Raw genomic sequence first — 11,886 nt, forward strand, 5'->3', positions numbered from 1 at the left:
AGTGCAAAGCAGTTTTGACCAGGCAGCGATTGATGCCGTTTATCGCGTGATCGCCGAACGGCGCGACGTGCGCCATTTCGTGCAGGGTGCGGTTGATGAAGAAGTTCTCATGCGCCTGCTGGCCGCCGCCCACCAGGCGCCCAGCGTTGGCCTGATGCAGCCGTGGCGCTTCATCCGCATCCAGAGCACGGAACTGCGCGAGCAGATGTACAAACTGGTCGACGCAGAACGCCAGGCTACCGGCGCCGCCCTCGGCGATCGCAATGAAGAGTTCATGCGCCTGAAAGTCGAGGGTATCCGCGAGTGCGGCGAAGTGCTGGTGGCCGCCCTGATGGACCAGCGCGAAAAGCACATCTTCGGCCGCCGCACGCTGCCGGAGATGGACCTGGCATCGGTGGCCTGCGCCATCCAGAACATGTGGCTGGCCGCCCGCGCAGAAGGCCTGGGCATGGGCTGGGTATCGCTGTTCGACCCGGCAAAGCTTGCCGCCTTGCTGGGCATTCCGGAAGGCGGCAAGCCGGTAGCCATCATCTGCCTGGGCCACGTCGCCGGCTTCTATCCCAAGCCCATGCTGGAGCTGGAAGGATGGGCGACGCGCGGCAAACTGGCCGACCTGGTTTATACCGACAGGTGGCAGGATAACAACAGCGCATAGCGTATAATCGCCGCCGTTTGGTGCCTCGCGCGCGTTCAAGTGCGCAGTTAAACGGGAAACACATGGCCGCGCTGCTTCAGCCGGCAGGCCAGGGTGTGCTGCCCCCGCAACGGTAAGCAAGCGTCGTTCTTCAACGACAGGTCGTCTCCAACGCCACTGTGCGCAAGCATGGGAAGGCAAGACGGTCCGCCTTGCCAGCCCGGATACCGGCCAGACAGGTGGTGCGCGCATCGGCAACGATGCGCGCGCTGTTCGGTCGCGCTCACGGGGAGGTGGGCGGGATTGCCGATTCAATCATCCAACATGACTAGAAAATTGATCCCCGTGATCGCGGGGGCGTTGTGCGCTGTCGCGCAGGCACAAGAGCAGGAAACACCAGCAAGGGTGTACGTTGTTGGCCACCATTACGACAACGGCATTCGCACCTCCGACGCGGCGAGCGAAGGAACCATCACTGCAGCATTGATCGCCAACCGGCCAGCATTGCGGCCCGGCGAGATCCTGGAATTCGTTCCAGGCATGATCGTTACGCAGCATAGCGGCGACGGCAAGGCGAACCAGTACTACCTGCGCGGCTTCAACCTGGACCACGGCACGGACTTCGCCACCTTTGTCGACAGCATGCCGGTCAATATGCGCACGCATGGCCATGGCCAGGGCTATACGGACCTGAACTTCCTGATTCCCGAGTTGGTGAACAGGATCCGCTACCGCAAGGGTCCCTATTACGCGGACGAAGGCGATTTCGCATCTGCCGGGGCAGCGCATATGGGCCTGGCGGATAAGCTGAATGAAGGTTTTGCGTCGCTGACCGCCGGCGCGCATGCCTACCGCCGCGGCGTGGCCGCCAGTTCCACTGAAGTGGGTAATGGCAACCTGCTGTATGCACTGGATTTGGGCCACAACGATGGTCCCTGGCAGATGCCGGAAGCTTTCCACAAGGCGATTGGCGTGCTGCGCTACAGCTCCGGTACCAGCGCCAACCGTTTCAGCATAACCGGCATGGCATACAAGGCAGGCTGGCACGCAACCAGCCAAATTCCGCTGCGGGCAGTGCAGGACGGCCGGCTTGACGAATTCGGCGCCGCCAACCCCAGCGACGGCGGCCGTACCGCGCGCTACAGCCTTTCCACCGAGTGGCGCAAGCGCGCTGGCGACAACCTGACCGAAGCGAATGCCTACGTGGTGCGCAACGACCTTTCACTGTACAACGACGTCACTTACTTCCTCGACGATCCGGTCAATGGCGACCAGTTCCTGCAGACTGAACGCCGCAAGATGACTGGTTTCGGCCTTTCCCACACATGGTTCGGACAACTTGGCCAACGCTCGATGGAGAACAGCATCGGTGTGCAGGGCCGCTTTGACCGCATCGCGCCGCTGGGCTTGTATGCGACGACGCAGCAGCGCGTGCTGCATCCGATTGCCGAGTCGCGTGTGACCGAAGCGAGTGTGGCGGCATGGTTCCAGAACACCATCCAGTGGACGCCATGGCTGCGCTCCATCGCCGGCGTGCGCTATGACCGCTACCGCTTCGACGTCGCCAGCTCCATCGCGGAAAATTCCGGCAAAGTGAACGACAATATCGCGTCGCCCAAGCTCTCCCTGGTGCTGGGCCCATGGAACAAGACAGAGTTCTTCGTGAACTACGGCGAAGGTTTCCATAGCAACGATGCGCGCGGCACCACTGCCCGTTTATCGCCGCGCGAACGCGAGCCTGTGGATCCCGTCACGCCACTGGTGAAAACGCGCGGCGCGGAACTGGGCGCTCGCAGCGAGATCGTGCCCGGCCTGCAAAGTTCGATCGCGTTGTGGCGGCTGCGCTCCGGCTCCGAACTGGTGTTCTCCGGCGATGCGGGCGACACAGCGCCGAGCCGTGCCAGCAAGCGTTCCGGTATCGAATGGAACAACCACTATGCAGCGACCAAACATCTGCTGCTGGACTTCGACCTGGCGTATTCCCGCGCGCGCTATACCGAATTCGACCCGGCGGGAGACCGCGTCCCGGGCGCAGTGGAGAAGGTCGCCTCGTTCGGCGCCACCCTGAATGACGTCGGGCCCTGGTCCGGTGCGTTCCAGTTGCGCTATTTCGGGCCACGGCCATTGGTGGAAGATAACAGCGTTCGCTCGTCCAGCACGGCGCTCGCCTACTTGCGGACCACCTACCGCTTCGACCGCCGCTGGCAATTGACAGCCGACGTATTCAACCTGTTTGACCGCAAGGCCAGCGATGTCGATTACTACTACCCTTCCCGGCTGGCAGGCGAACCGGCTGAAGGGGTGTCCGACATCCACTTTCATCCCGGCGAACCGCGCACGCTGCGCTTGACCCTGCGCGCCGTATTCTGAGCGACCAGCCCGGCAAGATAGGCGCACAGCATATCGGCCAGGGCGCCGGCGTAAGCCGTGATCTCGTCGTCGGTCCGCGGTTTCTGCGAGAACTGCTGGCCGACGGCGCTCAGCGTATCCATCACCAGGTCGCTGGCCAATGCGCGCTCCACGCCGGTAGCATGGGGAAGCACCTCGTCAATGAAAGTGCGGAACATCTGTTCACCGGCTTCTCTGGTTTCCGCCGCCTCCGGCGCGTCGCGATAAAGCGGCGCCGCATCGTCAAGGGCCGTGCGAACCGCGGCCTCCTCACATTCCGAGCGCACAAAAGCGTGGACCAATGCGCGCAAGCGTTCCAATGGCGGCTTGCCAGTATCTTGCAGGATTTCGCACAGCATCGCCGACGTCTCCCTCCACTCGTCGCTTTGTAGGCGGAACAGGATGGACGCCTTGTTGGGGAAGTACTGGTAAATAGACCCCACACTCACGCCAGCCCGCTCCGCCACCCGCGTCGTCGTGAAACGGCGCGCCCCTTCTTTCGCCAAAACCTGAATAGCTGCCTGCAGGATCGCGCTGACGAGGTCATTCGAGCGGGCCTGTTTCGGCTTTCTTCGCGAGGAAACACGGAGGCTTTTGTTATCGGTCATGGTGGCTACTGGGAACGCGAATATGAAATGTGAAGGATTATTCATATTATTCCTGCTCTTACACAAGAAAGGAATACCCATGATTACCCTGACATCCGCACCCGTCGCTCCCCTGTTGCAGCGCCTGTTTGACGAAGCCGAGAACACGCGAGTGCCGGCCATCGCCGCCTTCGGTGCACTTCCTGAGGAGGAACGCGTGCGCATCATGAGCAGCAAGACCGGCTATCGCGACATCTATGCTGACTTGAAGGATGCTGCGATCCCGGTGTCGCGCGAGACCGGCCTGCTGCTGTACATGTTGGCCCGCAACGCCAAGGCGAACGCGATTGTCGAGTTTGGAACTTCGTTCGGCATTTCCACCTTGCACCTTGCAGCTGCCTTGCGCGACAACGGCGGCGGTTTGCTGGTCACTACGGAGTTCGAGTCATCCAAGGTAGCGCGCGCCCGCGACAATCTGGAGGCCGGTGGTTTGTTGGACCTGGTCGAGATCCGCGAGGGCGACGCGCTGGAAACCCTGCGCAGCGGTTTGCCGGAACAGATCGACATGCTGCTGCTGGATGGGGCCAAAGGGCTATACTTCGACATCTTGCGCCTGGTGGAGCACCGCCTGCGCCCCGGCGCCCTGATAATCGCTGACAATGCCGATTACTGCCCCGAGTACATCGCGCGCGTGCGCGATCCGCATGGCGGCTACCTGTCCCTTTCGCTGCCCGGCGATGTTGAATTGAGCATGAAGCGCAGCTGATCTGTTAGCAAGCGGACTTGTTTAGCAAGCTGGCTGTGAATGTTTGAAAACCTTCGACTATTCGTTGTGTGAACGATCGATCGAGCATATGTCTTCCCATATGTTAATCGGTTCGGTATATTGAAGTTTGACTGCGAATAGTCTACGGCAACTTGACCTTCACCGACGGCCTTAGCCCCATCCAGGCAATTGCGAACAGAATCAGGCACGGCGAGAGCAATGAAATTTAACCGACATGTCTCGCCTATCGAAAACGATGTCCAGGATCGGACCACGGATGCCTGGAAAGCTTTGTGCCGCTATATCGACGAACTTGAGGTGAGCGGGGCGGAGGAATTCTCACCGCTAGAGGCACTCGGCCCTGAACATTACGCCAGCATTTTCACGCTCCCGGAATCGATCGGCAAATTGAAGCGCGTGACCAAAATTCATCTTTACGGCAGTAAGCTCAAACGCCTTCCGCCGGAAATCGGTGAAATGACCGCGTTGACGCACTTCGATGTCTACACTTCGTATGGCTTACGGTGGTTTCCGTACGAACTCACACGGTGCAAGAGCCTAGTGCAAAGTCGCGTCAGCACCCGCGTCCTGTATGGCAATCACAAAAACCGTCTCCACTTCCCTTGGCTGAAGGGGAATCCGGTCCGCTATCATGGCGACACGGTCAAATGCAGTGTCTGCGGCTGCGAGATCAGCTATGACAAGACGTGGCAAATGTGGATCAGTCTGAAGGTGGGTACCGATGTGCTCCCACTTTTGGTTAATTCATGTTCCAAGCAATGCACGGAATCCCTTCCCACCCCACACCCCAACTATGTACAGCATGCCCATCGAGGAGGAACATCCGTTGAGCAACCCTCCGATTCCGATGAGATGACCGATACGGCCATGCCCCTCCGCCAGGAAAAGCCAGAAAAGGCTGCAGCCATTAGTTATGTCTCCAAGCAAAACGAATCGCAGAAGCTTCCACTACTCAAAGTGATCTGGAAGATTTGGGAAAAGTGAAACGCATTATCGGCCTCTGAACTCATATGCTAGCGATGAAGATTTCGTTCTTGGATGGCGACGTACCAGCGTTTGAAAAATCTCTTCTTGTAGGCTCGTCCGTTTCTAGCGACGCTGTGTCCGCCAGCGTCGGAATCGTGGTCGGTGGCAGAGAATTCCTACGAATCGATTTGGCGGAGACCTTCGAGTACACCTGTTTCCGAGATGTTCGAATGCTGGGAAACAAGGCGTTTATCGGCTTCGGAGAGCGTCTATTTGTGGTCGACATCACTACGGAGCACGTGGCCCTCTACAAAATGGCTGGGTATTTTGGTCATATCTTCGACGCCGAGGAACTCGAGTATGCCGGTAGCGATTTTTCTATTCTGGCGAGTTCTGCATCTGAGCTACTGGCATTCGATCATAATGGCACGCTGTTGTGGAAGACTGAGGAACTTGGGATTGATGGCGTCATCGTCCACAAGGTCTCTTCAACTGGTATCGAAGGAGATGGAGAGTGGGACCCACCGGACGGATGGGAACCTTTTGTCTTGTCGTCGCGCACAGGCGAGCGTATCAGCGGCGGCATCGAGCCCCAATGGTAAACATGATGTTTGATACTTTCGGCGGCGGTGACCGAGAGCACGGCGGGCCTCAGGCTTTAGAAGGATTGTTATGAATGACAGATGGGCACGAATTCGAGGGGTCTTTATGGATTGCTCGTCGGTGATGCACTCGGTGTACCCTATGAGTTCTCGCCACCGGCAGCGATCCCGGCACGCGATCTCATCGAAATGTCACCACCCGCCGACTTTGCGAGGGCGCACCCCGCAGTACCTGTCGGTACTTGGAGCGATGATGGAGCACAAGCGCTCGTTTTGCTGAATTCGTTGGTCGAGGATTCTTCGCTCAATCTTCAACAGTTCACTGAAGGGCTGCTCACTTGGTATCGCGCCGGCTTCATGACACCTGACAAGCAAGTTTTCGACGTTGGTATCCAAACTATGCATGCCCTCGAAAACTATGCCCGAAACGGCAATCCCCTTACATGTAGCCCTTCCGATGAATGGAACAATGGGAATGGGTCATTGATGCGCACACTTCCGTGTGCTTTCGTTTTCGCATCGAGCTCAACGGATGTTATCGCACGTGCCAGACGCCAAAGTATGCCAACGCATGCACACTTACGCTCGCAACTAGCTTGCGCGCTCTACTCGCTCATGGCATGGCGGATGGTAGATGGCGACACGCCCGTTGATGCTTTGGATTACGCACAAGATGCGCTTGAGGGAACCGTCCATCAAACCGAACGGCATGAGCTGAGCATCCTGTTGGACGGTCGCCTGGAACCATCACAGGGGTCTGGGTATGTCGTCGACAGTCTATGGTCCGCAATTCGATGCGTCCTTGCTACGTCGAACTACGAGGACTGCCTCCGGAGTGCGATTGCCCTTGGAAATGATACCGACACCACGGCCTGCATTGCGGGCGGCCTGGCTGGCATATTCTACGGCGAGCGTGGAATCCCAGATCGCTGGAGATGTGCATTGAACGGTAGGGTCATTGTCGAAGAATTGCTCAGTCGCCTCGCTAGGATCCAGGCTGAGAGCTGAGTAATCGGCGAAGTGCAGCTTGTGCTCAGCCGCTCATCACAATTTCAAACGAAGGACGTCCAATGCATCTCGTAATGCTCGATACTTGTGTCTGGCTCGACCTGGCGACTCAGAAGGCAGAACTGCCAATGCTCGCTGCAATTGAGAGCCTTGTTCGAGATGGACGCATCAAAATTTTGCTACCTGAACTAGTAAGGGTAGAGTTTGAACGCAACAAAGAGCGGGTTATCGATGCGACACGACGGCGCCTCTCAAGCGAGTTTCGAGTAGTAAAAGGTGTTATCGAATCGTTTGGCGGAGACGACAAGGGCGCCGCTCTCGAAACCTTGGACGACCTAAATCTGAGGCTGCCTATACTTTCCGAGGCCACGCACAGCACAGCGAATCGCGTTCTCGCTATATTCGAAACAGCGCTTGAGATTTCGATTTCCGATACCGCCAAGGTCAGAGCAGCGGAACGTGCAATTGCCAAGAAGGCTCCATTCCATCGACAAAAGAATAGCGTTGCCGACGCTGTGCTTGCTGAGGCATTTCACGAGTTCCGAACAGCTCAAGCAGGGGACTACGCAACCTATAGATTCGTCACCCACAATGTCACTGATTTTTCTGGCAAGGATCACAGACAGCCGCACGACGACCTCGTCGATATCTTCGACGGCAGCAACTCTTTTTACTTCAATTCGACCAGCCTCGCGATCGAAGATCTTCTCAACCTCGACGAGTTCCATTACGAGTACGGATTTGCCTGGGAGGATGAGACTCGAGGGCTACAGGAAATAATGTCCGCTTTGGACGAATTGTTCGACAAGGTTTGGTACAACCGCCACATGAACTTGATGTACGACATAGAGAACGGTAATGTGGAGATCGTTCCGGCGGGCACAAAGCGCTACGGCAATGAAGTCGTCCACGAAGATATTTTGATGGGGGCGAAAGCAGCTGCCCAAAAAGTAAGGGAAAAGTACGAGGATACGGGACCGTGGGATGATTTCGAGTGGGGAATGCTCAATGGGAAGCTTTCGGCACTGCGATGGGTCCTAGGCGATGAATGGGATATGCTAGACACCTGAGGGACAATACTTGGATTGCAAATGTTCAGCCAGCGCCGCTTTATGCAGCCAGTCCAGGTTGTCTTTGAGGATCGGACTCATCAATTGCTCGGTCACGATTTTTTTCCAATCCTCTACACCTTGATCTGCCCAAATGGCTCGCTCTAGATCAAGCTTCTCGGCAGTCCGTTGTCCCCTATTTGGATCATCGAGCTCGGCCTCATATTTGCAGGTTCTAACCGCAAGTCGCTTCTTGCCGTTCTGGACTATAGTGGACCCCGAATTTGAGACGGTGGTTTAAGCTGTCGTCTGTGAAAGGATGATAGCGCATGAGTGAAGGCAAAAAACGCAGGGTGCATACGGCGGAGTTCAAGGCCAAGGTGGGCTTGGAAGCGGTACGCGGGGTGAAGACGGTGACGGAGATCGCGCAGGAATACGGCGTGCATCCGGTGCTGGTCGGGCAGTGGAAAAAGGAAATCCTGGAAAACGCCGGGGTGCTGTTCGACGTCAAGCGCGGCCCCAAGCCGGTCGATGAAAGCAGCCCGGAGGACAAGCTGTATGGCGAGATTGGGCGGCTGAAGATGCAGGTCGATTGGCTCAAAAAAAAGCTCGGGGAATGAGCCCAGCCGAACGGGCGCAGTGGATTGATCGCGGCGATGAGGTGCCGTTGGCGATGCAGTGCGAGCTGGCAGCCGTGCCGCGCTCCACGGTCTACCGGCGACTGGAAGCGGCAGCGCGCCAGCCGTTGATAGACGAGGAAGATGGCCAGCTGCGGGCGCTGATCGACGAGGAGTACACCAATCGGCCGTTCTACGGTAGTCGGCGTATGGTGGTGTTTCTGCGCGGGCGAGGCCATTGCGTCAACCGTAAGCGCGTGCAGCGCCTGATGCGGGAGATGGGCCTGGCCGGCATGGCGCCGGGACCCAACACGAGCAAGGCGCAGCCAGGGCACAAGGTCTATCCTTACCTGCTGCGCGGTGTGGCGGTAACGCGGCCAAACCAGGTGTGGTCGACGGATCTCACCTACATCCGACTGGCGAAGGGTTTCGCCTATCTGGTGGCGATCATCGACTGGTACAGCCGCAAGGTGCTGGCCTGGCGCCTCAGCAACAGCATGGACGCCGCGTTCTGCGTGGACTGCCTGGAAGACGCTATACGTCACCATGGCAAGCCCGAGGTTTTCAATAGCGACCAAGGCTCGCAGTTCACCAGCAGCGCCTTCACCGGTGTACTCAAACGCGAAGGCGTGGCGATCAGCATGGATGGGCGCGGACGAGCTTTGGACAACATCTTCGTGGAGCGCCTGTGGCGCAACGTGAAGTACGAGGACGTGTATTTGAAGGGCTATGCCAACATGGCCGAGTTGACGGTGGGGCTGGCGCAATACTTCGCGTTCTACAACGCCGGGCGCCCACATCAGGCATTGGGCTACGAGACGCCAGATCGGGTCTACAGCGCGGGCATCGGCGGCGGTGCGATGATCGTTGACAAATTCGGCGACGCAGATCAGGGGCAGGAAGAAGTGAGCAATACGGGGCAGCGCCGGGCAGCTGCAGAAGTGGAAACGGGCACAGCTTAAATTAACCGGCTAAGTGTCTTGACTGACGGGTCCACTTTAGACCTTCAACGTAATGACAAAGTCTGATGTAAGTACGTATGGCAGCTGAGTGCCTATATACACTGGATACTGAATTCCCATGTCCGCGGCAATGTCCCTTGCCCTTGCGGTTGCGAGAAGTGGGTACTGCTCGCGAATATCGATCACCTCGTCTGAGAATTCCAGGAGGAGGAAGTAGTGATATTCCAGGTCGGATAAGAAGTGATGCGTGCGGTGAGTTTTCGTTCCTACTACTTTGCGCGAGCGCCCCTTGGATGGCACGTCTTGCACGCGGTACCATGGCATGTATGACGAGCCTTCACCTTGGCCATAGCCCTGTTTAACAAATCGGGCGATATCTCGCTCGGTTTTGAAGCGACGTCTCATGGCCATTCCTAACGACCTGGGTGACTCAACAGCACCCAGTGAACAATTTGAAAGGCGCGTATGGTAAAAGGGCTAGAGCTAGCCTAGCACTCTCCGTTAAAACATCGCACACAGCTTAACTGTGGGAGAATTGGGTTCTGCGCCAGCCAAGTCGTCTGGTAATCCCCCCATTTTTGATGCGCGCCAGAAGTAGGGGTTAGTCGGCGAGAGCGAGCTTCTGTTTTGGTGTTATCCCGCCCAGGCCCATGTTGGGGCGCTCGTGATTGTAAGTCCAGAGCCAGCCGGTGGCAAAGTCCTGGATCTCGTCGAGCGATTCAAACAGGTGCTGCGCAAGCCAGTCGTAGCGTACGGTGCGGTTATAGCGCTCGATGTAAGCGTTCTGCTGCGGCTGTCCAGGCTGGATAAACGCAATCTCAATGCCATGCTTCTTTGCCCATTGCGCCGTAACGCCGCTTATGTACTCCGGGCCGTTATCACAGCGTATCGCTCGAGGCTTGCCACGCCACTCAATGACTTGGTCCAGCGCCCGCACAACGCGTTCCGATGGCAGCGAGAAGTCCACGTCGATAGCCAGTCCTTCTCGGTTGTAATCGTCGATCACGTTGAACAATCTGATACTGCGACCGTCGGCAAGTTGGTCATGCATGAAGTCCATCGACCAGGTCTGGTTGATGGCCGTCGGCACGGACAACGGCACTGGCTTTTCCCTCATGATGCGCTGTCGTGGCTTGATGCGCAGATTCAGCTCCAGCTCGCGATAGATTCGATACACACGCTTGTGGTTCCAGCCGAAGCCCTTCACGTTGCGCAGGAACAGGAAGCACAAACCGAAGCCCCAGTTGCGCTGGTTGTTCGTCAGGCGAACCAGCCAATCGGCTATGACCTCATTCTCGGCATTGAGCTTTGCTTGATAACGGTAGCAAGTCTGGCTGATGCCGAAGGCCACACAGGCGCTCTTGACGGTCATGCGGCCGGCTTCGACGTAGTGTCGTGCCATCTCACGTCGGCGAGATGGCTTCACCACTTTTTTGCCAGCGCCTCCGCAACAATCTCCGCCTTCAGGCGCTCCTCCGCGTACATCTTCTTCAACCGACGATTTTCCTCCTCCAGCTCCTTCATTCGGGCCATCAGGGAGGCGTCCATGCCGCCGAACTTGGAACGCCATTTGTAGAACGTGGCACTGCTCATGCCATGCTCGCGGCACAGCTCAGGAACTGGGGCACCGGCCTCGGCCTGCTTCAGGATGGCGATGATCTGGCTTTCAGTAAAACGGGACGTCTTCATGCGGTAGAACCTTCAATTTCAAAGTTAGAAAATTCTACTTCCTGCGGCGATCATTTGGTGGGGGGATTACCATGCATGACAGCCTAAATTGTTTGGACATCCTAATTAACTCCCAAAGGGCTGCTTCTGGCTACAGGCCGTCCACTGAGAGCTCAGAAGTATCTTCAGCCTTTATGAATTTGAATCGGTAGAAAAATTCAAATGAAGGCTGCGTAGAAGGAGCAGTGCGATTCACACAGCCAGGAAAAGGAGCGCTTCCTCGCACTATTTTCTTTGCCGCATTGTCTAACGCCGCATTTCCGGAACTAACCTCGACACTCGAACCTTCTAGATCTCCGTTGGCACGCACCACTATTTTCATTTCGAGCTCCCCATATAGCCTGCGACCGTCAACCGATGGGAACTCAGAAGTACCGCGTCTTTCAATCGCCTTCCTCGCCGAGACATAGCAGAACGCCTCACGTACGCTTGTAGTCGCTGGCGTTATGGCAACCGGCGTGAGAGCTGCGTTCTTGGCCACATCTGCGCCAACCGCACAGTTGCCGAATGGGGTAAATACCCACAGCATTCCAATAAATATGAGCCTAAACAATGTTT

The 11,886-nt window shown here is 57.2% G+C and carries 12 protein-coding genes and 1 riboswitch; of the genes, 8 read left to right on the top strand and 4 right to left on the bottom strand.

Annotation, left to right across the window (positions count from 1 at the left end; genetic code table 11):
• Position 1 precedes the first annotated feature (1 nt).
• Both bluB and ACWBU6_RS01630 read left to right on the top strand, forming a co-directional pair.
• The gene (gene bluB, locus ACWBU6_RS01625) at positions 2-655 is read left to right on the top strand and encodes a 5,6-dimethylbenzimidazole synthase (RefSeq protein ID WP_452647153.1); all 654 of its coding nucleotides are present in this window, start codon (positions 2-4) and stop codon (positions 653-655) included.
• Positions 656-657: 2 nt separating this feature from the next.
• Positions 658-884: riboswitch (cobalamin riboswitch) on the top strand.
• Positions 885-958: 74 nt separating this feature from the next.
• Positions 959-3,004: a TonB-dependent receptor gene (locus ACWBU6_RS01630; protein WP_452647154.1), complete on the top strand. Its 2,046-nt coding sequence runs from the start codon at positions 959-961 to the stop codon at positions 3,002-3,004.
• Here ACWBU6_RS01630 and ACWBU6_RS01635 read toward each other — a convergent pair.
• Entirely contained in the window at positions 2,953-3,630 is a 678-nt protein-coding gene (locus tag ACWBU6_RS01635) for a TetR family transcriptional regulator (protein WP_452647155.1), read from the bottom strand. The two genes, ACWBU6_RS01630 and ACWBU6_RS01635, sit on opposite strands and share 52 nt — an antisense overlap.
• A 79-nt stretch (positions 3,631-3,709) precedes the next feature.
• On the opposite strand from ACWBU6_RS01635, the gene ACWBU6_RS01640 reads away from it, so the two are divergent.
• From ACWBU6_RS01640 to ACWBU6_RS01665, 6 genes are all read left to right on the top strand, one after another.
• Complete coding sequence (locus ACWBU6_RS01640; RefSeq protein ID WP_452647156.1) at positions 3,710-4,375, top strand: O-methyltransferase; 666 nt, start codon at positions 3,710-3,712, stop codon at positions 4,373-4,375.
• 219 nt (positions 4,376-4,594) lie between these two features.
• Entirely contained in the window at positions 4,595-5,380 is a 786-nt protein-coding gene (locus tag ACWBU6_RS01645; RefSeq protein WP_452647157.1) for a hypothetical protein, read from the top strand.
• A 35-nt stretch (positions 5,381-5,415) separates the two neighbouring features.
• Complete coding sequence (locus ACWBU6_RS01650; RefSeq protein WP_452647158.1) at positions 5,416-5,964, top strand: hypothetical protein; 549 nt, start codon at positions 5,416-5,418, stop codon at positions 5,962-5,964.
• A gap of 81 nt (positions 5,965-6,045) precedes the next feature.
• The gene (locus ACWBU6_RS01655; RefSeq protein ID WP_452647159.1) at positions 6,046-6,972 is read left to right on the top strand and encodes an ADP-ribosylglycohydrolase family protein; all 927 of its coding nucleotides are present in this window, start codon (positions 6,046-6,048) and stop codon (positions 6,970-6,972) included.
• Positions 6,973-7,034: 62 nt separating this feature from the next.
• Entirely contained in the window at positions 7,035-8,042 is a 1,008-nt protein-coding gene (locus tag ACWBU6_RS01660; protein ID WP_452647160.1) for a PIN domain-containing protein, read from the top strand.
• 308 nt (positions 8,043-8,350) lie between these two features.
• Positions 8,351-9,600, top strand: a protein-coding gene (locus ACWBU6_RS01665; RefSeq protein ID WP_452646006.1) for an IS3 family transposase whose coding sequence is annotated in 2 segments (ribosomal slippage) — positions 8,351-8,636 and positions 8,636-9,600 — 1,251 coding nt in all. Because the reading frame shifts where the segments join, the coding sequence is not laid out codon by codon here.
• 36 nt (positions 9,601-9,636) lie between these two features.
• Here ACWBU6_RS01665 and ACWBU6_RS01670 read toward each other — a convergent pair.
• The 3 genes from ACWBU6_RS01670 to ACWBU6_RS01680 form a co-directional block, all read right to left on the bottom strand.
• On the bottom strand, positions 9,637-10,005 hold the full coding sequence (locus ACWBU6_RS01670) for a hypothetical protein (protein WP_452647161.1): 369 nt from the start codon (positions 10,003-10,005) through the stop codon (positions 9,637-9,639).
• A gap of 196 nt (positions 10,006-10,201) precedes the next feature.
• Positions 10,202-11,289, bottom strand: a protein-coding gene (locus ACWBU6_RS01675) for an IS3 family transposase (RefSeq protein WP_452644703.1) whose coding sequence is annotated in 2 segments (ribosomal slippage) — positions 10,202-11,037 and positions 11,037-11,289 — 1,089 coding nt in all. Because the reading frame shifts where the segments join, the coding sequence is not laid out codon by codon here.
• 130 nt (positions 11,290-11,419) lie between these two features.
• A complete protein-coding gene (locus ACWBU6_RS01680; RefSeq protein ID WP_452649510.1) occupies positions 11,420-11,857 on the bottom strand; it encodes an energy transducer TonB in 438 nt (145 codons plus the stop codon).
• Positions 11,858-11,886 lie beyond the last annotated feature (29 nt).

Source organism: Pseudoduganella sp. HUAS MS19, assembly GCF_053615455.1.

Bases quoted from the DNA above. Each gene is read 5' to 3' on its own strand.
- ACWBU6_RS01640 (WP_452647156.1), top strand. From the start codon at position 3,710: ATGATTACCCTGACATCCGCACCCGTCGCTCCCCTGTTGCAGCGCCTG.
- ACWBU6_RS01670 (WP_452647161.1), bottom strand. From the start codon at position 10,005: ATGAGACGTCGCTTCAAAACCGAGCGAGATATCGCCCGATTTGTTAAA.
- ACWBU6_RS01645 (WP_452647157.1), top strand. From the start codon at position 4,595: ATGAAATTTAACCGACATGTCTCGCCTATCGAAAACGATGTCCAGGAT.
- ACWBU6_RS01650 (WP_452647158.1), top strand. From the start codon at position 5,416: ATGAAGATTTCGTTCTTGGATGGCGACGTACCAGCGTTTGAAAAATCT.
- ACWBU6_RS01660 (WP_452647160.1), top strand. From the start codon at position 7,035: ATGCATCTCGTAATGCTCGATACTTGTGTCTGGCTCGACCTGGCGACT.
- ACWBU6_RS01630 (WP_452647154.1), top strand. From the start codon at position 959: ATGACTAGAAAATTGATCCCCGTGATCGCGGGGGCGTTGTGCGCTGTC.
- ACWBU6_RS01655 (WP_452647159.1), top strand. From the start codon at position 6,046: ATGGGCACGAATTCGAGGGGTCTTTATGGATTGCTCGTCGGTGATGCA.
- ACWBU6_RS01680 (WP_452649510.1), bottom strand. From the start codon at position 11,857: ATGCTGTGGGTATTTACCCCATTCGGCAACTGTGCGGTTGGCGCAGAT.
- ACWBU6_RS01635 (WP_452647155.1), bottom strand. From the start codon at position 3,630: ATGACCGATAACAAAAGCCTCCGTGTTTCCTCGCGAAGAAAGCCGAAA.